Origin of the sequence: Cohaesibacter celericrescens, from assembly GCF_002866925.1 — a bacterium.
Taxonomy (GTDB): Bacteria; Pseudomonadota; Alphaproteobacteria; order Rhizobiales; family Cohaesibacteraceae; genus Cohaesibacter; species Cohaesibacter celericrescens.
In genome coordinates this window covers 21,175-42,688 of the sequence record NZ_PKUQ01000055.1, presented here as the reverse complement: position 1 = coordinate 42,688, position 21,514 = coordinate 21,175, and the positions used below count along the sequence as shown (strand labels likewise).

Here is a 21,514-nt window from a genome sequence, read left to right as displayed (position 1 = left end):
GCGTTACTTTGGGGGAGAGATAGTTGTGTGGCCATAGTCTATCCAGTCCGCATATTCGGACATGGGTACTTTGATTCCAGGGCGTGACAAAGTGAAGTTGGGCACCAACAAAATTGGAATCGAGGAAACATGATCATCCACGATTGAACGATAGGCTTCACGCACAAGGTCTATAACCTCATCACGGTTGCTGGCGACACGTGATGCCTTTGCTAATTTATCAACATTGCCGCCGGGTGCTGTCACTTTATAGCCCCAAGGGCTCATTGTCGTGAAGACATTATAGAGCAGATAGGTCGGATCAGTGTTGTTATTGGAGGCAAACTCCAGATAGAGGTCTGCGGCACCGGGGCCAAAATATGTGTCGTTATAGACACCACTATCTTCGACTTCGATTAGTTCGATATCAACACCGATGCTCGCAAACATTTGTTCAAGCATCTCTGGCATGGGTTTGACAGTTGAAACATTGGGGTAAGCAGCAACAAGGCGCAATTTCAGTTTGCGACCGTCCTTTTCGCGTATGCCATCGTCGCCCATGATCCAGCCAGCTTCTTGCAGTAGCGCCTTGGAGCGGGTGAGATCATAGGAAAAACCAACCGCGTGATTATCCCCTAGGCCAAACATCCAACCAGGCAGGATGGTCTTGGCAGGTAGACCTCGCCCACCATAAAGCACCTGCGCTAGCGTGTTACGATCAATCGCATAGGCCAGCGCCTGTCGCACTTTAAGATCTCTACCAATATCAAATGGCGCCTTCCCAAGCATGTTGAACGCAAGCGCCACATAGCGTATTGGCCGACTCTCATGCAATACAACCGAGCCATCTTGTGGCATAGACAACATCATTTGTGGCGTAACCTCGCCAATAACGTCCACTTCACCATTCTGCAACGCCAACAAGCGGGCATTGTCATCGCCGATGAAGCGGAACGTCAGTTTGTCAATTGTAGGTGCCTCGCCCCAATAATCAGGGTTACGCACAACTGTAATCAGCTTTTTAGGCTCGTATTTATCCAGCAGGTAAGGACCTGTGCCAATTGGATTTTCCGTATGGGTTTTCGACGGTAAGAACATCGAAGCTCCCCGGTGGGTCATATTCTCAATGACCAACGACGATTCTACCTCTGAACGAAAGGAGATCTGATACTCGCCAAGTTTCTTGAAACTCTCTTGATCGAGCTGTAAAAAATCAGATTTGTTCTGATCGTAAAGCTTAAAGGATGCAATTGCGGTATCTGCGTTGAACGGGGTTCTGTCAGACCAATTCACACCCTCCTGCAAGGTTACAGTATAGAGACCATCCTTGTAGGCCCACTCTTTGAACAGCAGCGGACCGGGGTTGAAATTGGCATCAGGCTTCACTGCCGTTTCAGCAATCTGCGCTGCCGGACGTCGGGTGGTAAATGTAAATTTATCAGCCTTGACGCTGTAACGGTCAGCCTTGACAGCGATGGTCAATGCGGTTTCTGCATGCACAGACGAGATGGATACAACACCAAAGAGAGCAGACGCCAGCAGCGCCGCCATAACGGATTTAGACATAGAAATTCCTCGGATTTGATTTTTCAGATGGGTGAAATATCAAGCCCGAATGGGTGGCGCTCTTGGTCCCAAGATGCCGGGGTGGATATCGATGAAGGCAAGATGCTTTCTCCGCATCAGGACGGCTTGGTCCGATACATGCAAAGCAAAATTCATCTGGATGCTGTTGGCAGCAAGTGCCTGAACATGCTTCAGACAAAAATCACAACTGCGCTGGCGATTTTTGTCGTTTGTGTCGTCAGCATCAACTGGTACTTCAATTGTCGTGGCACCATCAGCATGGCAGATCACAAAGGTGATCGTGCCATTCTGTTTCACCAACATCGCCCCAGGGGTATGGGTTGCCCCTAAGAAGACCAGCCAGAACGCTAAAAAGAGGCCAAGTGCGCGCAATAGAATTTCCAGACTAGAACAGCCGCAACGTTCGGCTCCATTCTGCGCAGCATACGTAGTAGGTACGATGGGGTCAAGCAACAGAAAACAGGACCGTTGACCCGTCCGAGCAACGCTGGGTTTGAGCTTGCCACCTCGCAAGCTTATTCATGCTGACGCACGAGCAAAATGCTATATCACGGCGCCTTGCCCGGACATCACTGTGCGCTGCTTATGAAAAAACTAGCTTCGTTTATTGACCTTGGGCAGCTCTTTAACACTATCTCGCAACACCAATTCACCCGAGACCAAAACTTTAACGGGCGGTTGCGGTTCATCAATGGCTATCAGATCGTCGAGAATGCGAACCGCCATGGCCCCTATTCTCTTTTTAGAAAAGTTTAGTGATGTTAGCGGTGGGTCGAAGGCTGCGGCCATGTGAAGATTATCAATTCCGATGACTGAAACATCATTTGGAACCGACAATCCACGCTCTCGCAGGGCACGGATGAAGCCAAACGCAATAACATCGTTCGCACAGAGGTAGGCTTCGGCAATATCGCTACTGTCGGCCAACTGTTTGACAGAATCCGAATAAGCACCGTCGATTGTCGAGGCAACAGACAATAAATACGCAGGATCAACCGGTAGCCCCAGAGCCTTCATACTGCGCCGGAATGCGTCTTGACGAAGCTTGAAGTTCATCACTGAACTGTAACTGCCGACCAGACCTATCCGAGAAAAATTCTGGTTTTTTAAATATTCCAGCGCGCTACAGACAAGCTGGTTGTTGTCCATATCGATAAAATTCCCCTTCATAAAAGGGCGGTGTGTATCGATAATCACATTAGGCAGACCGCAATCCAAAATCGTCTGGAGATCTTCGTCCGACAATTCTGTACCCAGCGCGATGATTCCTCTCAAATCAGCCCCGATCAGCCCTTCAACGATGCTACCGATGCTTTCATTTTCATGTGTGACGACCTGTAAGGAATAATCTCGGCGCGTTGCTTCGCTCGACATCCCGTCAATATAGTCGGAAATGAAGATGTTGTGATCCAGGTTCACAGTTTGACCGTGGCGCGCAATCTTGAGAAAACGAACGGTATTTTGCGCGTCCGGGCTAAGAGCCTCGCTCTTTGCGCGCGGATCCCTTGGAACATAGTTTAGCTGTTCCATCGCCTGCAAGACACGGTTGCGGGTTGCCTCCGAAATATCTCCCTTGCGGTTTAGGACAAGAGAGGCTGTCGAGGCTGAAACACCCGCCAACTCCGCGACATGTCGGAGCGTCGCCGTTTTTTTTATATCAAGTTCCATCCGCTGGCGAACCCACTCCTGTTTCCTGCATTACGCTGATACACCAAGAACGAGTGCCTATACAAGCCTATGTGAACTAGGTGCGATCATTCGTAAAAAGCTGTTGAACGTTACTAAACACTATGCTATCAGTTTACTAAATTCAACGTAATAATCACTAAATACGAGGAAGAGCATGCGCAAGCCAGATGGTAACTTGGTTCTTCTAGTCATGCTAATCGTGATCCTTCTTATCACCGGGGGAATCATGTCTGGCGGCACTTATCTGTCGCTTTTCAATATTCAATCAATGGGCAGCCAAGTCCCAGAAATCGGATTTCTTGCCATTGGCGTTATGTTGGCAATGTGTGCAGGGGATGGCGGTATTGATCTCTCCGGGATAGCCATGGCCAATATGGCGGGTGTGGCTTCGGGGCTTTTTGCCATGTCGATCTTTCCGGTCGCAGAGGCGCCAATCCTGTTCACAGTCACATTCGCTGTTGGCTGTATGGTGGTTGGTTTGATTGGCGGGGCGCTAAATGGTCTCATTATCTCACGACTGGGTATCACCCCGATCCTATGCACTCTTGGAACACAAATGCTCTTCACGGGTATTACAGTTGTTCTGTCCAGTGGGCGTGCTGTGCGCATCGGGTCACCCGAGCCATTGTATGAAATCGGCAATGGGTATTTTTACGACATTCCAATTAGCTTCCTGATGTTCATTGCGGTTGCTTTGGTCCTTGGTGTGGTGCTGCGTTACACGCCCTATGGGGTGAAGTTGATGATGACTGGGGCCAATCCCAAAGCAGCGGAGTTTAGTGGATTTTCGAGGTTTCGCATTGTCACAGTGACCTATGCTCTCTCAGGTCTTTTGGCAGGACTGGCCGGTCTCATCATCGCAGCCCGCAATGTCAACGTGAAATGGGATTACGGAACAACTTACTTGCTGATTGCTATTCTGGTTGCCGTTATGGCTGGGGTTAAACCCGATGGCGGGCACGGCCGTGTGATCAATGTCGTTCTATCGGCAATTATTCTTCAATTGCTGTCTAGCTTGCTCAACTTTATTGGGCTTTCCAACTTCGTGCGCGATTTGGCTTGGGGTGCACTTTTGCTGTGCTTCTTGTTCGTCAACCGTTTGGCGCTCGTTGACTATTTCAACACACTGCTTTCTTCGAGACGGGACCCTCACGCTTCGAAGACCTGATTACACATCAGAGGGAAATATTTCATATCGTCTGGGAGGATAACCAATGAACCAGTATCTTAAAAAGTCGGGCCTATTTGCAGCAGCTATTGTGACTGCAATGGGTATGGTCTCACACGCGGCCATTGCACAAGAAGGCAAGTCGATCACGACTGTCGTCAAAATCAGTGGCATTCCCTGGTTTGACCGTATGCATACCGGCGTAAAGAAATTTGCCGAAGCCAATCCTGACATGGACATCAAACAGGTTGGACCCGCAACAGCCGACTCCGCCCAGCAGCTTCAGATCATTCAGGATTTGATTGCCAAAGGCACCGATGCACTTGCTATCGTTCCTATGGATCCGGCCATTATCGAAGGCCTGCTTAAACGCGCCATGGATCGCGGTACAATTGTTGTTACCCATGAGGCCGACAACCAGAAAAACACCATGGTTGACGTTGAAGCCTTTGATAACTCCGCTTATGGCGCAGCAATGAATGTGCGGTTGGCTGAGTGCATGGGCGGCAAAGGCAAATGGACGACGTTTGTAGGCTCACTCGGCAGCCGCACTCACATGCAGTGGGTTGGAGCTGGCGAAGAAAATGCCAAGAAACATCCGGAAATGGTTCTGGTTGATCCAAACAACGAGTCCTTTGATGATGCCAATGGCACCTATGAAAAAGCCAAAGAAATCTTGCGTAAACATCCTGATTTGAAAGGCTTCCAGACATCCGCAGGTAACGACGTTCTTGGCGTTGGCCGGGCTATTGAAGAAGCTGGTTTGGCTGGCAAAATCTGTCTGGTTGGTACCGGTCTTCCTAATCCTTCCGCAGCCTATCTTGATAGCGGCGCAATCACCGCAATTGGTTTCTGGGATCCACAGAAAGCCGGTATGGCCATGAACTCGGTTGCCAAGACGCTTCTGGCTGGTGGCAAAATCGTTGATGGCATGGATCTTGGCGTAGAAGGTTATGAAAAAGTGACCGTCACCAAGGGTGCTGGCGACGGCCTTCTCGTAGTCGGCAACGGCATGGTTCTGGCCGACAAAGACACCTACAAAGAATATTTGTTCTAGAGGTCTGCCTAAAACCCGACCGGCCCCTTAAGTATGAGGCCGGTCGGGACCATTCCAACTCAGAAATCGCGATGGGTGACGTGGCCTGCTGGCCGCAAACCACTGTGACGGAAAATCTAAAGCATGTCCCAATTACCCTCTCTCTCTACGCATTTGTTGGAGCTTCGTGGCATTCACAAGCGCTTCGGTGGTGTGCATGCATTGCGTGGTGTCGATATGGTGATCGACCCCGGCGAGGCTTACCATCTGTTGGGTGAAAACGGCTGCGGCAAGAGCACCGTAATCAAAATCATCTCAGGTGTGCACGCGCCTAGTGAAGGCGAAATCATTCTCGACGGCAAATCCTATGGGCAATTGTCACCGATCCAGGCATTGGAGGCAGGCGTTGAAACGGTTTATCAAGATCTGTCATTGTTGCCGAACCTGACCGTTGAAGAAAATGTTGCGCTGGGCCAACAATTGGTTTCAGGCAAGGGCAGCTTATTGCGCCCGCTCGACAAAAAACTCCTTAAAGAGACTGCGCGCGAAGCAATTCTCAATGTCGGGCTGGTGCCTGACAAAGCGTTGATGAGCTCCCCCACCGCAGACTTGCCACTCGCTGTCCGGCAGCGCGTGGCGATTGCCCGTGCGATTGCATGCAAGGCGCGACTGGTCATCATGGATGAACCGACCACATCGCTGACACGCAAGGAAGTCGATGCACTGATTGAATTGGTGGCAAAACTCAGGGCACAAGATGTTGCCGTGTTGTTCGTCACCCACAAACTCGAAGAGAGCTATCGCATCGGTGGGCAGGTTATTGTTTTCCGTGACGGCCAATGCGTCGCTCAAGGCAACATCGCCGATTATTCCCGCGCTGATCTGTCCCACCTTATGACCGGTCGTGAGATCGAGTCCCAACGCTATCGTACAGGCACTCCGCAGACCAAAGAGATGCTTCGCCTGAGCAATGCAGGATCAGGTGACGCATTTTACGACATCAGTTTTTCGCTGAAAATGGGCGAAATTCTCGGCATCACAGGCCTGTCTGATTCTGGCCGCAATGAGCTGGCCTTGGCAATGACGGGCCACCTTGAGTTGACCCATGGGCAGATCGAAATCGAGGATCAGGCGACGCAGATTGCGTCTCCCGCCAGTGCGATCAAGCAAGGCATTGGTTATGTACCCGAAGACCGCTTGTCCGAAGGGCTGTTTATCGACAAGTCGATTTATGAAAACGAAGTCACGTTGATCTTTGATGATCTCCTCAATCGCTTCGGCATGATTGATGCAAAAAAGGGACGTGAAGCTGCCCGCAATATATCGGAACACATGACACTCAATACCAGCGATATCGACCTGCCTGTCGGGGCTTTGTCGGGCGGCAACCAGCAGCGTGTGCTGATAGGGCGCTGGCTCAGTATCGAGCCCAAGATACTAGTGTTACACGGCCCGACAGTCGGCGTGGATGTCGGCTCCAAAGACTCGATCTATCGTGCCGTGCAAGCGATGGCAGAACGCGGCATCAGTCTGATCATTGTATCCGATGATTTGCCAGAATTGTTGCAGAATTGCGACCGCATTCTTGTCATGAACCGAGGTCGGGTCGTCGACGAGCTTGATGCAGCCACGACCAATGAGGAACGGATCTATAATTCGATGTTAGCCAGTTACCAAGAGGTTGCGGAATGACCATGGTTCAAGAATTGCCTAATCCCGCGGCGCCCCTACCCGAGCGCAAACCCCGCAGCATAGGAGCGCTGTTCCGGCGCCGTCCAGAGTTGGTCAGCCTGTCGATCCTGATCGCCATTTGTGTGATTATCGCGACGGCCAACCCTACCTTTTTGCAAGCGTCCTCGCTGGTTGATATGGCGCGGGCAAGTGTGGTTACCGGCCTATTTGCTCTGGGGGTCTTTGCTATTTTGGCTGTGGGGGGCATCGATGTCTCCTTCACAGCGATTGCTGCCTTGACGATGTATTCCCTGACGCTGTTCGTCATCAATATTTACCCCACAGCTCCGGTAGCATTGATTATTTGTATCGCGATTGTCGGTGGGGCAATTCTGGGTGCGCTCAATGGTCGGCTGGTGCATACCCTTCAGGTGCCTTCCCTGATTGTCACAATCGGCACGCAATATCTGTTTCGTGGCGTTTTGCTGGCCTTTGTTGGAACAGTCTGGTTGATGGAGCTGCCACCGCAGATGGTGGATTTCGGCAAAGCGTCTCTATTGCACTTTGACAGCGCCAATGGTGCGACTGTGTCTCTGCCACTCTATTTTCTGTTTTTCCCCGCAGCAGCGGTGCTCACCTGGGTCATGTTCAACAAGACCATGATGGGACGGGCTATTTTTGCAACCGGCGGCAATGCCGACATTGCGGCGCGTTTGGGGTATAATCAACGTCTCGTCCACACCTTCGTCTTTGCTTTCACCGGTGCTTTGGCCGGTTTGGCAGGGATTATCCATGTGTGCGCCAACCGCATGGCCAACCCCTTTGATCTTGTTGGCACCGAGATCGAAGTCATTGCAGCGGTGGTGCTGGGTGGGGCCCGCATCACGGGCGGCACAGGCTCGGTGTTTGGTACGGTCACGGGTGTGTTGTTGATTACGGTCGTCAATAACAGCCTCGTCTTGGTTGGCATTCCAAGCACCTGGCAGCGCGTTGTGGGTGGCTTGTTTATCCTCCTCGCAGCAGCCTTCTTCGTTAAACGTCAGAAGTGACATTAGTCAAAACTCGAAAGTCAAACCGATGAAAAAATTCCTGAATAATCCCGAAGACTTTGTTGATGAGATGCTGGAGGGTATCTACCGCGCCCATCCCGAAGTCACTTATGCCAATGACGACAAGCGCTGCTATGTCACCGCCAATCCGGTTCCCGGGAAAGTCGGCATTGTAACCGGCGGCGGTTCTGGACATTTGCCAACCTTCCTTGGTTTTGTTGGCAAGAATATGCTGGATGGCTGTGGTGTTGGCGGCGTGTTCCAGTCTCCAAGTTCCGATCAGCTTTTGGAAGTCACCAAATATGTTGATCAAGGTGCAGGCGTGCTGCATCTGTATGGCAATTACACCGGCGATATCATGAATTTTGACATGGCCAGCGAATTGGCTGAACTGGATGATATCGAAACCGCTGCTGTTGTCGGTAACGATGATGTTGCTTCCTCCGTGGTGGGGGAAGAACATAAGCGCCGCGGTGTGGCAGGGATCTTTTTCCTCTATAAAGCCGCAGGTGCCGCTGCTGCTGCAATGAAACCACTGGCAGAGGTCAAGCGCATCGCCGAGAAGGCCAAAGAGCGGACACGCACCATGGGCGTCGCCCTGTCGGCCTGTATCGTTCCTGAAATTGGCAAAGCCAGTTTCCAGATCGGCGAAGATGAAATGGAAATCGGCATGGGAATCCATGGCGAACCGGGCATTTCACGCAAGAAGCTGGCCCCAGCCGACGCTGTGGTTGATGAAATGATGGATCGCATCTTTGCAGAACAAAATTATGCAAAGGGAGACGAAGTCGCTGTGCTGATGAATGGTTTGGGCGGCACACCTCTTGAAGAGCTCTACATTCTTTATCGCCGGCTTGGACAGTTGATGGATGAAAAAGGTGTCAAAATCCGCCATGTCTGGCTTGGCGAATTCGCCACCTCTATGGAGATGGCAGGCTTCTCGATTTCGGTCCTTCATTTGGATGATGAGCTGGAACCGCTGATCGCTGCTGAGACAAACACTCCTTTCTTCAAGCATTTCTCTAACTGAGGACCAAAAGATGAAATCTCTTGAGCCACAATTGGTCTCAGGCCTTTTTCCCCGCTTGGCCACACGGTTTCAGGCCGAACGGGATGCACTGATCGAATTGGACGGCAAGGTTGGTGACAGTGATCTGGGGCTTACCATGTCAAAGGCTTTTATTGCTGCGCGTGACGCCGTTGCTGCCCTTGCGGAGCCAGATTTGCCAACGCAAATGAAAGCTGCAGGAGCGGCGATTGCTAAAGCGGCCCCTTCCACCATGGGCACGCTGATGGCAACTGGCTTTTTGCATGGTTCCAAGGCTTTGGCGGATGCAAAAAATTTGGACGCAGCTGCGCTCGCTGCCTTCTGGGACGCTTATGCCAAAGGTGTTGCACACCGCGGCAAAGCAGCGCTCGGGGACAAAACTGTACTGGATGTGTTAGACCCGATTGCCCGCTGCTTTGAAGCACAGGCTGCGGACGGCGCTGATCTTGAAATGGCGACCAAGGCAAGCGCAAAAGTTGCAGCCGATGCGCTTGAGGCCACTAAGGATCTCGTAGCACAACATGGCAAAGCTGCCGCGTTTCAGGAAAAGTCCCGTGGCGTACAGGATGCTGGCGGTACGGTTGCTTTTATTCTGGTCGAGGAGTTAAACCTCTTCATGCAGGATATGGCCTCAGCAGGGTGATCGCCCTTTAATCCAATCCAGATTTTGGGTTATTTCAAATTGAACAACGGGGCGCCCTCCCTTTGTGGGGTGCCCCGTTGCTGTCTGTAACGGCCCGATACGGATTTTTGGTTTTTGTCCTCAAATCCGCTAACATATGGATATTCCACACGACTGAGTGAAACCATGAGGCTCTGCATTGCGCACATTCGACAGATCGTTGCTCGCAGATTTGAATGTTTTTGTCACCATCGTTCGGCGGCAAAGCATGAGCCAAGCCGCTATTGAGCTTGGCGTTTCCACATCGGCGATCAGCCACCGCTTGCGAAAGCTTGAAGCCACGCTTGGCGTCAGGCTGCTCAACAGAACAAGCCGATCGCTTATCCCCACACAAGCAGGCTCTGCGCTGGCAGCCCACCTTGAGATCGGTTTGCAGTCCATTGATGACGCGCTGAATGCTTTGGCGCTGCACAGAGATACACCAAACGGTCGATTGCGTTTGAACGCGCTCAGAGACGCGGCAAAACTGATCATTGGGCCAATTCTTCCCTCCTATATCGAGCAATTCCCGGACATGCAGCTGGACTTAGCCATTGACGATCATTTGGTTGACATTGTCGCCCAAGGCTTTGATGCGGGCATTCGCTATGGGGACCGGGTGCCTCAAGACATGATCGGCGTAGCACTTTCTAAACCGCTGCAATGGGTCGTGGTCGCCGCGCCCATGTTGACCAAACGCTTTGGACTCCCCGGCACCCCGCAAGACTTACTGAAAATGCCTTGCATCGAAATGCGCACTGGCGACAATCGCCGCTATCCTTGGGAGTTGGGAAACGGAGCCGATCTCGTCCAGATTGATGTACGAGGGCCTATTTGTGCTAATGAAACCGAACAGGCAATCGATGCGGCGCTTAGCGGCATTGGGTTTGCCTATTGTCTAGAGCATCGTGTGCGCCAAGAGGTCAAGCAAGGCAAACTTGAAATTGTTCTCGCAGACTGGGCTTCTGAAGGCCCCCCCTTCACTATTTACTATCCCAGCCGCAGGCAGGTGCCGTCTGGTTTGCACGAACTGATTGATCTTATTCGAGAAGATCAAGGCCTAACACGGCTGGCAACAAGCAGCTTGTCTTCCGCTTAACCCAAGAGACAAGCGCTCTACCCGCTCATTGTTGATTTTTCCTCAACGCAACATTGAGCCAATACTGACACTATTTCCATTGTTCCGATGGCCAAGAAACCTATCATGCAAACAGCATATGGTTTGAGGCGGCAGGGCAACCACGACAAGCCTGACGCGTGGCTCAAATCGAGAATTTAAAGGGTGCAAGACATGTCATACACAGCAGCAGCTGAACGTTACAACACCAATATGAACTATCGCCGGAGCGGTCGCAGCGGCATTGATTTGCCAGCGATTTCACTGGGCCTGTGGCAAAACTTCGGCGGCGTCGATGTTTTTGAAACCGGACGGGCAATCCTGCACCGTGCTTTTGATCTGGGCGTTACCCATTTTGATCTGGCAAACAATTATGGCCCTCCATTTGGCTCGGCTGAGGAAAATTTTGGGCTGGTGATGGCTCGGGATTTTGCTCCCTATCGCGATGAGATGATCATCTCGACCAAAGCCGGATGGGACATGTGGCCAGGCCCTTACGGTGGTATTGGTGGCAGCAGGAAATATCTTATCGCGAGCCTTGATCAATCACTGAAACGCATGGGTCTGGACTATGTCGATATTTTCTATTCGCATCGTGTCGACGCAACAACTCCATTGGAAGAAACGATGGGTGCATTGGCGCATTTGCACCGTCAGGGCAAGGCACTTTATATCGGCATCTCGAGTTATTCGCCGGAGTTGACCCGCAAAGCTGCGGCTATTCTGCGCGAAGAAAGGGTGCCGCTGTTTATCCATCAGCCCAATTATTCGATGTTCAATCGCTGGATTGAAGGAGATCTGCTCAACACGTTGGAAGAGCTTGGAACTGGCTGCATTGCCTTTTCGCCGCTGGCGCAAGGCCTACTGACATCAAAATACTTAAATGGCATTCCCCAAGACACCCGCGCCACCAAGGGACGCATGTTCGACGGCTCGTTCCTAACCGAGGATTTGCTGGGCCGCATCAAATCCCTCAATATGATTGCTGAACGGCGCGGGCAATCGCTTGCGCAAATGGCAATTGCTTGGACACTGCGCGATAAACGGGTGTCATCCTCTTTGATCGGCGCACGCACCGTTGCCCAGCTAGAAAACTCCTTGGGGGCTCTCGATAACTTGGCCTTCTCTTCCGAGGAACTGGCAGAAATTGATCTATATGCCACAAATAGCGATACCGATTATTGGAAAGATTCGACGTCACTCTAAGGTATAAAACAGGTGCAGCCAAAGAGTTGCTGCCACAAGGTGATGGATGAGGCTATGAACAATGTCTCGTCCATCCATTCGCAAAGACAAATTCAATGTCATGATCGACTAAGATCATACTTTGTCATCGGCTTTCTTGACGACATCAAGAGGCAATCGATTCAAGCTTCGTCCCCGAAACATGAAGATAGGCCGCTCGCGTGGCTCGCTCGCAGGCGGCACCCAGTGAAACTCCGCTTGCCAATGCCGTAGAGAGCGCTCCGGTAAACACATCCCCTGCCCCATGGCTCTGGGGGGGGGCGACCGGAATTGTTGGAACATGATGGTCAGTGCCACCAATATCACAAAATGCCAAGCCATCCCCACCTACGGTGACCAATGTCGCCGTTCCGGTATCTGCGACAGTCTTTGCGGTTAAGCAAGCGCCTTGTTTCGAGTGTTTCCCGTTTGATGATCTCTAGTTACCTCAAATTGGTTTTGTCCCTGCCCAAATAGACATCCGCTGGTGTGACGTTGTTTAGGCTCTCACCCCTCTCGGCGACGCTTCGCTTGCCTGCCGGTCAACGGATGCCGGTGATGGTTATAGTGGTCTATGAAGGTCCGAATCTGTAGTTCAAGATCGCCGGGCAAGAAGTAATTTTCCAGCAGAATTCGGTTCTTCAGGGTTTGATGCCATCGTTCAATTTTGCCCTGTGTTTGCGGGTGGTATGGAGCCCCGCGAGAATGCTTCATGCCTTTGTCTTGCAACCAATCAGCCAGACCTGACGAGACATAGCTGGAACCATTGTCACTAAGCAAACGGGGCTTGTGAACGACATGAACCTGATCGCAACCAGAAGCTTGCAATGCCAAATCTAAGATATCCGTGACATCCTCTGTCTTCATGTTGGTGCACAGCTTCCAGGAGATGATGTATCGGCTATAGTCATCCAAGATGGTACTGAGACAGAACCAGCCCCAACCAATGACTTTGAGATATGTAAAATCAGTTTGCCACAGCTGATTGATTGCGGCAGCTGTGACCACAATATAGGCTGGGCTAGTTATCATGTCGTGGGCCTTGAGAATGCGACAAACCGAAACTTCCGAGACAAAATACTGCTCCGTATCGGTAAACATCACGGCCAATTTCCGAGGCGACGGCTCGGACCCGTCCAGTGTAAGAGTGACAACTTTCTCCCGAATGTCATCAGGGATCCGGTTCCAAACTTTGGCTGGTTTGGGTGATTGATCTGCCAGAGCAGCCTCGCCACGCCGTAAATACCGATCATACCAACAATAGAGGGAGGTGCGGGGAATACCAAGTTTATCCAGCGTCAGCCGAGCCGATTGGTGTGAGCTCTCAACCAGATCAATGATCTCAAGCTACTCAGATGGGGAATATCTCAATTATTACCTGGCAGGCGGTTTTATCTCCGTAAGCGTCTGGTCTTCCCCAGTTCCTATCGCGCATTTTTGAGCAGGCGTAACTCCAGAGTCTGCTCGGCGAGCTTTGCCCGGCAGACAATTTGCGAAGTAAACGTCGAGAGGGGACTTCCTTCAACCTATGGGGTTCTCGACGCAAATCCTTGACTTCATATGTGGTCGCAGCACGCGCCGCATCACCAGAAAGACGCTTCTTGCCTGCTTCCATGAAGTCCTTGGACCACTTGTCATAAATGCCTTGGGATATGCCTTCTTTGCGGCAAAGCTCAGCAACGCTGTCTTCCCCGCGCAAGCCATCAAGAACTATCCGGATTTTCTCTTCGACTGAATACTGTTTACGGGTTGAACGCTTGACGTCTTTCACAATCTTCTCAGACGTGCTGCGCCCTTTGCCTGATGTTTGTCTCATGCCCACTCCTATGGGGTTACGATGAGACAAAAACTCTCTCTTAGCAAATTAGCCTATTTGAACCCACACGCGCTGATGGGGAACAGTCCAACTATCGAACGCCTTCAAAGAAAACCTGGGAGGTTAGCTCATGCTATAAGGAGCTTAGGACAAGCCATTTATGGGGACAAGCAAAGTGCGCAGGGAGATAAGAACAGGAATCACCCTAATGCATGCGCTAGAAACCGCGACGAAAATACGTAGAAAACGGCATAAAATATTTGCTGAAAATCAGAACTAAGTCATTGAAAAATAAGTGGAGCGGGTGAAGGGAATCGAACCCTCGTCGTAAGCTTGGGAAGCTGAGACAACATATTGATTTATTTGATGTTGGTTTCACTCGCTCCACTGAAAGTTGCTATTCAGAGCGAACCATACCGCCTTGTAACCCATTTTCTGAAGCAATAGTTTAGCGATTTGAACTGCCCGAAAAATCGGAGCTTAGAATTTCCAAGTGAGTCACACTATGAAGTAGGAGATGATGGGCGTAACTAAAATCGAACTAGTGCCCTCTTCGATGTCAAAAGACTGCCCACTTATCAAAACCGCAGGAAATCGAAGAGCGGGAAGTTCGTTTTGAACCAGCGGGAACTTCGTAAAATAGCAGCCTTCCATTGATCCTCACAAATTCAGACCAATTCAAGAAAAACCCAATATCGAATTCGGAAAGTAGCTTCCATCACATAAAAATCGTCTGCCCTCAGAAGGCAGGTAGCGTGAGCTCGAATCTCACCAGACTCACCAACAGCCCATTAAAAAAATATTGATTTAATAAGGTAATCTATTTTCCTCACCAGGGCTTCTACTCGCCCGAATCCGGCCCTCATCAGGTTAAAGCGACCCATTACTCGACGATGGGCGGTTGCTGCAATGCCGTCGCCAAAAGCGCCACTCAGGCAGCCCGCAGCATTTTCGCATCGTAGATGACGGGAGAGCGGACGGAGCGGACGTTTACTCGAATGAAAAACAAACGCCTTTTCTAGCTTCGGTTCTTTTGGGCGGAAACAGCTTTTCGGATCAAATCATGTGGCAAGGCATGGACAGTTCGCCTCATAAAACCGGTCGTTGTTTCGGCAGCGCAAAGGGCGTTTAGAATGGCTTCTTCGGTCGCCTCAACTGTGGCGTGGAACAGAGAGTTCATCTCGCGGGCTGGCACTGCTTTCAAATCATGGTGCGGCGTCTGCGACAGAACATCGAGCATGTTACCCGTCGAAAAAGAAATAGCAAAATCTCCGCTTCCGTTGTTGGCCATGGCTCCCGTCCGAGCGAGTCCAAGGGTGGCGCGGCGGCTCAAAGCCTCGCATTGCTGCGGCAACAGGGGGGCATCGGTTGCGACAACTATGATGATTGATCCGTCTTCGTTTGGCAGGACTTGCGTTCTTTCGGGCATCGGAACAATATCATGGGGTATTTGGCGGCCCAGATGCATACCATCCACCATCAGGTTGCGGCGATTGCCGAAGTTTGATTGTACCAGAACACCTAGAGTGTATTGCTCCCCTGCTACCCCAACCTTGCGCGATGATGTTCCGATCCCAGCCTTTAAATCATAGGTAGACATGCCGGTTCCGCCGCCGACACATCCCTCTGTGACAGGGCCGGATGTGGCATTGGCAATAACTTCAGCCGCATGTATTGGCTGAATAGCGCCAGACATAGGATCACTTAGCCATCCATCCCATGTTTCGGCAACAAGGTGATGTGTGTAGCCGTGCGCAGCCGTGTCGGGGCATATCGAATTCAGCCCCTGCAACAGTGCTGAGACGCCGAAATAAGACGTTAAAAGAAGCGGCCCGTTCATTAACCCGCTTTCTTGCAACCAATCTCGGCCAACGACTTGGCCATACCCGTTCAGAACGTAGGAGCTACCAAAACGCGCCTTCAGCCACAGGTCTTGGGACTCACAATGCAAGATCGAAGTCGCACCAGTGCAGATATCGCCGTCGCGAATTGTCACGTGGCCAACCTTGACGCCCGGCACGTCCGTGATGGCATTCAGACGGCCCGTGGGAAGGAACCCCGGCTCAACTCCCAGATCACGTATCCTGATCGGCAATGTCATAATGGCAAAAACCTCCATATTAGGCGGATGAAGTAACAACATTGCCGAACCGCAATGAGCATTCGCGTCCAATTACGATTTAGATGGGGATGGTCTAAAATACAAAGTCAACTAAGGGCTGCGGTTTCAACTGATCAAAGCAGTCATTGAAGAATATAGTTTTATACCTAAATGTGTCCAGTATTTTGCACACATCAAAGTGCTACAAAAGGCAAAAAGGCGGTCATTCGTCAGATATCAGCAAATTAGCAAAATGGGCTCTAGCGGCCTAGTACACCGCAACAATGCTGGTTCATCAGCGCAAAATTCAATTAGAATAGACGGCCCATAGCCGTTGTTCGCCAGATCCGAAGTATCGCAACGCAACTTCGACAAAGCAGCCATTCGCAAATGATACAGCATTTTAGTCTCTTGGATAGCAGTACCGCCGACAAAACTGCCGGTCGCTGCGCATTTTTCCAATGGCAACTACTAGCGTTACATAGCTCATTCTCGATTTACCAACTGTCGTTGAGCCAGAATATTATACTCCGTTAATCGGAGAGAATTGCGCCATCAAAAGAATTTCACCTGAGATATTTGATCAGAGCGGCGATGAGTAAAATGGCAATGATCAGCGCAAGCCACATTCCGATTCCGCCCATGCCAAATCCCATTCCATATCCATTCATCATTGTATTGCTCCTTTACCGACTTGTTCCTTTGCTGAGGAAAGAACCGGCCCTTATCAAGCGCCGGTTCAGAATTTATTGTAACGTTGTTTGGCCTCAATTCAGCACAGGCTTGATCCAACGCAGTCGCAGCGCATTGCTGAGTACAAAAATACTAGAGAGCGCCATGGCGCCCGCTGCTAGCATGGGCGATAACAAGGTACCATTGACTGGGTAGAGGACACCGGCTGCGATGGGAATGAGCACTATATTGTAACCAAAAGCCCAAAACAGATTCTGCCGGATATTGCGCATAGTCTTCTTGCTGATATCAAGCGCGTTCACAACCCCTTTGAGGTCTCCCGACATCAGAACAACATCGGCGCTCTCAATGGCGACATCAGTTCCTGTGCCAATAGCTATACCGACATCGGCGGTGGCTAAGGCAGGGGCGTCGTTGATGCCGTCACCTACAAAGGCCAACGCGGTGTTACCGCTTTGCAGGTTCTTGATTGCTGCCACTTTGCCCTCTGGTAAGACTTCTGCCACGACATGATCGATACCAAGTTCGTCAGCGATCGCCCGCGCCGTTGCCGCATTGTCGCCAGTGATCATGGCTACCTTGAGGCCTAGGTTATGTAGCGCTTTGATCGCTTCAGGGGTGTGCTCCTTGATGGGATCTGCGACCGCTACAAGAGCTGCCAATTTTTTGTCAATCGCGACATAAAGCGGCGTCTTACCCTGTTTGCCGAACGCATTCGCTTGAGGCATAAAACCGGATACATCGATGTTATGCTTAGTCATCAACCTATCTGCACCAACAAGAACGTCCTTGTCTTCGACTCGACCTTCAATACCAAATCCGGCAATTGCATTAAAGCTCTCGACCTTGTTAAGAGACAGGTTTTCTTTCTCAGATGCCCTAACAATTGCCTCGGCTACAAGATGCTCAGATTGGGTCTCTAGAGCTGCTACCAAGGCCAACACTGCGTTGCGCTCAAATCCATCACGCAGGTGCAGGTCGGTCAATTCAGGTTTGCCCTTGGTAAGCGTGCCGGTTTTGTCCAGTGCTATTACGCTCGCTTGCTGCAGGGATTGAAGGGCATCCCCTTTCCTGAACAACACGCCAAGCTCAGCAGCACGGCCCGTCCCCACCATAATCGAGGTTGGAGTGGCCAAACCCATTGCGCAGGGGCAAGCAATGATCAGAACGGCGACACCGGCAACCAAAGCAAAGCTCAAGGCAGGATCCGGTCCCAAAACAAGCCAAACCGCAACTGTAACCAAAGCTAGCGCCAATACAGCGGGTACAAACCAGCTGGTTATTTTGTCGACCAGCCCCTGAATGGGCAGTTTGGCCCCCTGTGCGTCCTGCACCATCTTGATGATTTGGGCGAGAACAGTATCAGAACCGGTATTAGTGGCGCGGATAATTAGGGCTCCCATACCGTTCACAGTTCCTCCGGTTACACTGGATTCTGCTTTTTTCGAAACAGGGATCGGTTCACCAGTAATCATACTTTCATCAACGAAGGAGGTCCCTTCAGTCACAGTACCATCCACCGGCAGTTTTTCTCCCGGCCGCACTACTATCAGCATGCCGCTTTCTAACGCATCCACGTCAACATCCTGAAGACCGCCCGTAGTCTGGACACGCGCCGTGCGGGGCTGTAAGCCAACTAGTTTTTTGATGGCATCACCTGTACGCCCTTTGGCGCGCGCTTCCATATATCGACCAAGCAGAATGAGCACGACAATCACCGCCGCAGCCTCGAAATAGACCATCCGCGATCCCTCAGGCAACAACTGAGGGGCAAATGTGACGACGACAGAATAGCCATAGGCCGCTGTGGTTCCCAAAGCGACCAGAGAATTCATGTCTGGCGTTCCCTTAAACAACGCCGGATATCCTTTGCGGTAGAAAATCAGACCAGGTCCCAAGAGCACCAGAGTGGTCAGAACAAACTGGCTGATATGGCTGACCTCTGTGCTGATAGAGGAAGCAAAAAACTCTCTAGCTCCGGGGATGAAATGTGAGGTCATTTCAAGAATGAAAACCGGTGCGGCCAGCACAGCAGCAACTACAAAGAACCAAAAAAGCTTTTTAGCTTCCTTCTCACGCTTCGCATTCATGTCAGTTGGGTGATCCGACGAATCCGCGTTGGCTGGGTAACCCAATTTGGTGATGGTCGCAGCTATTTTTTCCGGGCTATTTTTGCCTTCCCAGTAGGTGACCGACGCGGACTGAGCGGCAAGATTCACCGAAGCGGACAGGATGCCGGGGCTTTCCAGGAGAGATTTTTCAATTTTTGCAACGCAAGAGGCGCACGACATATCGGATATGGATATGCGGGTTTCTTGGGTGACTGCCGGGTAACCTACCTTCTTAAAAACGTCGACCAATGTTTGCTCTTTGACCGGGGCCTCAAAGGTAAGAGTGGCAGTTTGGCCAGCAAGATTGATGGATGCATCAATAACCCCTTGTACCTTTTTCGCTGCTTTCTCGACACGCCCAGCGCACGATGCACAAGACATGCCTTGCAATTGATATGTTTCGCTGAATGATTGAGCCATTTTGTTTCCGTGTTTGTTGTTTCGTTGTTGTTGAAGATAGGGTTTCCAGCAACTGGAAGGTCAATGGGTAACTCTAAAAAAAATATCTGTAGGAGTTTCGCTTGACCTTCCAGTAGGGGGAGGCTGTAGCCTTTGTGAAACGAGGGGAGCGGCAATGAGTGACCAACAAGCACAAACAGAATGGCAATTTCTTACGATGCAACAACAGCGCGCCGATTCTCAGTCTCTGCCTCAATTGCTCGAAAAAGCCAGAGGTCTTGGTTTTTCAGATGTCGAGATCACAAAATTGAAAGTGATGTATGGTTCACATTTTGAGAAAGGGAACCCATGAATATCGGACTTGCCTCAAAAGCCAGCCACCTGCCAGCCAAGACGATCCGTTACTACGAAGAGATAGAGTTGATTACTCCGGCTAGGTTGGAAAATGGATATCGCGAATATTCGGACAAGGACATTCACCGGTTGACCTTTTTGCAACGCTCACGCGGGCTTGGGTTTAGCATTGAAGAATGCCGTCTGTTGCTGTCGCTTTACGACGATAAAGATCGAGCGAGCGCCGATGTGAAATCAATCGCAATTAGCAAAATATCCGAGATTGATCAGAAAATTTTGGAGCTCAAAGCTCTCAAAAGCACACTTTCTGAACTGACTGTGCATTGTCATGGCAATGACAAACCCGACTGCCCAATTCTGGATGGTCTATCAAAGGAAAAGCTTGCATGAAATCAAGACATATTCTTGTCGTATTGGGAACGATAGCATTGTTCACTGGATTAACCGCCGGTGTGCAGGCTTCCAACCATGCTGAACGGGAAGGCAAGCCGATGGTCCAAGTGACGGTACCAAAACTGACGATGCCTGAGCAAACAGGGAAGTTCCTGTTTGATGAGAGCTGTGCGTCTTGTCATGGTACCAACGCGGCAGGCCAAGATGGAGTAGCTCCACCGCTCGTCCATATCATTTACGAGCCCAATCACCATGCTGATGTGTCTTTTCAGATGGCCGCACAACGCGGTGTGAGAGCGCACCATTGGCCGTTTGGTGACATGCCACCGGTTGAAGGTGTTACCTCAGCTGAAGTCAAACGCATCACGCAGTATGTGCGCGCCGTTCAGCGCGCCAACGGTATCCAATAATCATGATGGACCTCGCCTCCCAAATCAGAAAGCTTGGATTTGTGCTGATCTACTTCAGCATGATCTCTCTTGCTTATGCTGGAGGCAGTTTTACTCATGGCCATGAATTAATAGACAATGGCGATAGCCATCAAGCCGAGCATAGTCATATAGATCAGCAGGATGTCGATCAGGCTCATGATCACGATCCTGATATGTCTATCGACAACACATCCCTTCATTGCGGAGCCATGATACTGACTTTGCTAACGGCGCCGGCAGCATTGCCCGCACTGGCTGAGGCAGACAAATTGCCATCTTTGATGTCTGATCTGATCGCCATTGTTGTCTCGTTGGAACCGCCTCCGCCTCGCTTCGCCTGATTGAATTTACGATCATAAAATTTCAATCAAGAGGCACTTCATAATGAAAAAGCTATTTGTTACCGCCGCCGTTGCACTTTCTGCCTCGGCGAGCATCGTCCTACCCGTCTCAGTTCTGGCCCATGGTGGGGCCACTGGCGAGATCAAAGAACGCATGGATGCCATGAGTTCGATGGGGAAAGCGGTCAAGGTTCTAAAGGACATGATGCAGGGCAAGACCGACTATGACGCAGATGCTGTTCGTAAGCAGGCCGCGATCATCAAAAGCCATGCTGGAGACGCATTGACCGAGGGCTTTCCAGAAGGGTCTTTGAAAATGCCATCCGAAGCAAAGGCTGAAATTTGGACTGATTGGGAAAAGTTCAGCCAACTCGCAAGCCAGCTTGAGACTTTCGCGACCGGCCTTGAGTCTGCTGCTGACAATGGCCTTATGATGGGCAAAAGCGCTGGCGCGGGCATGGGTGCCATGATGGGCAAGGGAGCTGGCTCTATGATGGGGAAACAGGCCCCAATGATGGGTACCGCCAACGCCGCGGATCATATCACGCCCGAACGCCTCGCTCAAATGCCTGCCGAGGGTGTCTTCACTATGATGGTGCAGGTTTGTTCTGCCTGTCACACCGATTATAGAGCCGAGAAGAAATAG

18 protein-coding genes and 2 pseudogenes are annotated in these 21,514 nt (G+C 50.9%); 13 read left to right on the top strand and 7 right to left on the bottom strand.

Going from position 1 to position 21,514, the window contains the following annotated elements:
• Positions 1 to 3 precede the first annotated feature (3 nt).
• The 3 genes from C0081_RS21225 to C0081_RS21215 form a co-directional block, all read right to left on the bottom strand.
• Complete coding sequence (locus C0081_RS21225; RefSeq protein ID WP_101535744.1) at positions 4 to 1,545, bottom strand: ABC transporter substrate-binding protein; 1,542 nt, start codon at positions 1,543 to 1,545, stop codon at positions 4 to 6.
• Between the two features lie 39 nt (positions 1,546 to 1,584).
• Positions 1,585 to 2,079, bottom strand: coding sequence for a DUF2946 family protein (locus C0081_RS23120; RefSeq protein WP_146006511.1), 495 nt, complete (start codon positions 2,077 to 2,079; stop codon positions 1,585 to 1,587).
• An 81-nt stretch (positions 2,080 to 2,160) separates the two neighbouring features.
• Entirely contained in the window at positions 2,161 to 3,234 is a 1,074-nt protein-coding gene (locus tag C0081_RS21215) for a LacI family DNA-binding transcriptional regulator (RefSeq protein WP_101535742.1), read from the bottom strand.
• Positions 3,235 to 3,409: 175 nt separating this feature from the next.
• Between C0081_RS21215 and C0081_RS21210 the strand changes: the two genes are divergently transcribed.
• The 8 genes from C0081_RS21210 (at position 3,410) to mgrA (ending at position 12,211) form a co-directional block, all read left to right on the top strand.
• Positions 3,410 to 4,423, top strand: a complete 1,014-nt coding sequence (locus C0081_RS21210) for an ABC transporter permease (protein WP_101535741.1) — start codon at positions 3,410 to 3,412, stop codon at positions 4,421 to 4,423.
• Positions 4,424 to 4,469: 46 nt separating this feature from the next.
• Positions 4,470 to 5,480, top strand: a complete 1,011-nt coding sequence (locus C0081_RS21205; RefSeq protein ID WP_101535740.1) for a substrate-binding domain-containing protein — start codon at positions 4,470 to 4,472, stop codon at positions 5,478 to 5,480.
• Between the two features lie 123 nt (positions 5,481 to 5,603).
• Positions 5,604 to 7,151 (top strand): sugar ABC transporter ATP-binding protein, encoded by a 1,548-nt coding sequence (locus C0081_RS21200; RefSeq protein ID WP_101535739.1) that lies wholly within the window; start codon positions 5,604 to 5,606, stop codon positions 7,149 to 7,151.
• Positions 7,152 to 7,153: 2 nt separating this feature from the next.
• Positions 7,154 to 8,179 carry an ABC transporter permease gene (locus tag C0081_RS21195; RefSeq protein ID WP_101536041.1) on the top strand — a complete coding sequence of 342 codons (1,026 nt, stop codon included), beginning with the start codon at positions 7,154 to 7,156 and terminating at the stop codon, positions 8,177 to 8,179.
• 28 nt (positions 8,180 to 8,207) lie between these two features.
• The gene (locus C0081_RS21190; RefSeq protein ID WP_101535738.1) at positions 8,208 to 9,209 is read left to right on the top strand and encodes a dihydroxyacetone kinase subunit DhaK; all 1,002 of its coding nucleotides are present in this window, start codon (positions 8,208 to 8,210) and stop codon (positions 9,207 to 9,209) included.
• Positions 9,210 to 9,219: 10 nt separating this feature from the next.
• Positions 9,220 to 9,870 carry a dihydroxyacetone kinase subunit L gene (locus tag C0081_RS21185; RefSeq protein WP_101535737.1) on the top strand — a complete coding sequence of 217 codons (651 nt, stop codon included), beginning with the start codon at positions 9,220 to 9,222 and terminating at the stop codon, positions 9,868 to 9,870.
• Positions 9,871 to 10,048: 178 nt separating this feature from the next.
• Positions 10,049 to 10,987, top strand: a complete 939-nt coding sequence (locus C0081_RS21180) for a LysR family transcriptional regulator (RefSeq protein WP_101535736.1) — start codon at positions 10,049 to 10,051, stop codon at positions 10,985 to 10,987.
• Between the two features lie 192 nt (positions 10,988 to 11,179).
• Positions 11,180 to 12,211, top strand: a complete 1,032-nt coding sequence (gene mgrA, locus C0081_RS21175) for an L-glyceraldehyde 3-phosphate reductase (RefSeq protein ID WP_101535735.1) — start codon at positions 11,180 to 11,182, stop codon at positions 12,209 to 12,211.
• 145 nt (positions 12,212 to 12,356) lie between these two features.
• On the opposite strand, the pseudogene C0081_RS21170 reads toward mgrA, so the two are convergent.
• The 4 genes and pseudogenes from C0081_RS21170 to C0081_RS21150 all read right to left on the bottom strand — a co-directional run.
• Positions 12,357 to 12,593, bottom strand: a pseudogene (locus C0081_RS21170) (PfkB family carbohydrate kinase); the annotation flags it as partial.
• Positions 12,553 to 14,045 (bottom strand): annotated as a pseudogene (locus C0081_RS23920) (DDE-type integrase/transposase/recombinase). The pseudogenes C0081_RS23920 and C0081_RS21170, both read right to left, overlap by 41 nt.
• A gap of 1,018 nt (positions 14,046 to 15,063) precedes the next feature.
• Complete coding sequence (locus tag C0081_RS21155; protein ID WP_180966997.1) at positions 15,064 to 16,146, bottom strand: P1 family peptidase; 1,083 nt, start codon at positions 16,144 to 16,146, stop codon at positions 15,064 to 15,066.
• Between the two features lie 767 nt (positions 16,147 to 16,913).
• The gene (locus C0081_RS21150; RefSeq protein ID WP_101535731.1) at positions 16,914 to 19,370 is read right to left on the bottom strand and encodes a heavy metal translocating P-type ATPase; all 2,457 of its coding nucleotides are present in this window, start codon (positions 19,368 to 19,370) and stop codon (positions 16,914 to 16,916) included.
• Positions 19,371 to 19,524: 154 nt separating this feature from the next.
• On the opposite strand from C0081_RS21150, the gene C0081_RS23315 reads away from it, so the two are divergent.
• The 5 genes from C0081_RS23315 to C0081_RS21130 are packed head-to-tail and all read left to right on the top strand — an operon-like array spanning position 19,525 to position 21,514.
• Entirely contained in the window at positions 19,525 to 19,701 is a 177-nt protein-coding gene (locus tag C0081_RS23315; protein WP_180966996.1) for a hypothetical protein, read from the top strand.
• Complete coding sequence (cueR, locus tag C0081_RS21145) at positions 19,698 to 20,093, top strand: Cu(I)-responsive transcriptional regulator (protein ID WP_101535730.1); 396 nt, start codon at positions 19,698 to 19,700, stop codon at positions 20,091 to 20,093. Before C0081_RS23315 ends, cueR begins: the two co-directional genes overlap by 4 nt.
• Positions 20,090 to 20,506 (top strand): c-type cytochrome, encoded by a 417-nt coding sequence (locus C0081_RS21140; RefSeq protein WP_101535729.1) that lies wholly within the window; start codon positions 20,090 to 20,092, stop codon positions 20,504 to 20,506. The genes cueR and C0081_RS21140 overlap by 4 nt, the downstream gene beginning before the upstream one ends.
• Positions 20,507 to 20,508: 2 nt before the next feature.
• Positions 20,509 to 20,868 (top strand): hypothetical protein, encoded by a 360-nt coding sequence (locus C0081_RS21135; protein ID WP_101535728.1) that lies wholly within the window; start codon positions 20,509 to 20,511, stop codon positions 20,866 to 20,868.
• 43 nt (positions 20,869 to 20,911) lie between these two features.
• Positions 20,912 to 21,514 (top strand): c-type cytochrome, encoded by a 603-nt coding sequence (locus C0081_RS21130; RefSeq protein ID WP_101535727.1) that lies wholly within the window; start codon positions 20,912 to 20,914, stop codon positions 21,512 to 21,514.

What these genes read in the sequence shown, in the direction of transcription:
- C0081_RS21225 (WP_101535744.1), bottom strand. Translation starts at nt 1,545, where the DNA reads ATGTCTAAATCCGTTATGGCGGCGCTGCTGGCGTCTGCTCTCTTTGGT.
- C0081_RS21215 (WP_101535742.1), bottom strand. Translation starts at nt 3,234, where the DNA reads ATGGAACTTGATATAAAAAAAACGGCGACGCTCCGACATGTCGCGGAG.
- C0081_RS21210 (WP_101535741.1), top strand. Translation starts at nt 3,410, where the DNA reads ATGCGCAAGCCAGATGGTAACTTGGTTCTTCTAGTCATGCTAATCGTG.
- C0081_RS21205 (WP_101535740.1), top strand. Translation starts at nt 4,470, where the DNA reads ATGAACCAGTATCTTAAAAAGTCGGGCCTATTTGCAGCAGCTATTGTG.
- C0081_RS21200 (WP_101535739.1), top strand. Translation starts at nt 5,604, where the DNA reads ATGTCCCAATTACCCTCTCTCTCTACGCATTTGTTGGAGCTTCGTGGC.
- C0081_RS21195 (WP_101536041.1), top strand. Translation starts at nt 7,154, where the DNA reads ATGGTTCAAGAATTGCCTAATCCCGCGGCGCCCCTACCCGAGCGCAAA.
- C0081_RS21190 (WP_101535738.1), top strand. Translation starts at nt 8,208, where the DNA reads ATGAAAAAATTCCTGAATAATCCCGAAGACTTTGTTGATGAGATGCTG.
- C0081_RS21185 (WP_101535737.1), top strand. Translation starts at nt 9,220, where the DNA reads ATGAAATCTCTTGAGCCACAATTGGTCTCAGGCCTTTTTCCCCGCTTG.
- mgrA (WP_101535735.1), top strand. Translation starts at nt 11,180, where the DNA reads ATGTCATACACAGCAGCAGCTGAACGTTACAACACCAATATGAACTAT.
- C0081_RS21155 (WP_180966997.1), bottom strand. Translation starts at nt 16,146, where the DNA reads ATGACATTGCCGATCAGGATACGTGATCTGGGAGTTGAGCCGGGGTTC.
- C0081_RS21150 (WP_101535731.1), bottom strand. Translation starts at nt 19,370, where the DNA reads ATGGCTCAATCATTCAGCGAAACATATCAATTGCAAGGCATGTCTTGT.
- C0081_RS23315 (WP_180966996.1), top strand. Translation starts at nt 19,525, where the DNA reads ATGAGTGACCAACAAGCACAAACAGAATGGCAATTTCTTACGATGCAA.
- cueR (WP_101535730.1), top strand. Translation starts at nt 19,698, where the DNA reads ATGAATATCGGACTTGCCTCAAAAGCCAGCCACCTGCCAGCCAAGACG.
- C0081_RS21140 (WP_101535729.1), top strand. Translation starts at nt 20,090, where the DNA reads ATGAAATCAAGACATATTCTTGTCGTATTGGGAACGATAGCATTGTTC.
- C0081_RS21135 (WP_101535728.1), top strand. Translation starts at nt 20,509, where the DNA reads ATGATGGACCTCGCCTCCCAAATCAGAAAGCTTGGATTTGTGCTGATC.
- C0081_RS21130 (WP_101535727.1), top strand. Translation starts at nt 20,912, where the DNA reads ATGAAAAAGCTATTTGTTACCGCCGCCGTTGCACTTTCTGCCTCGGCG.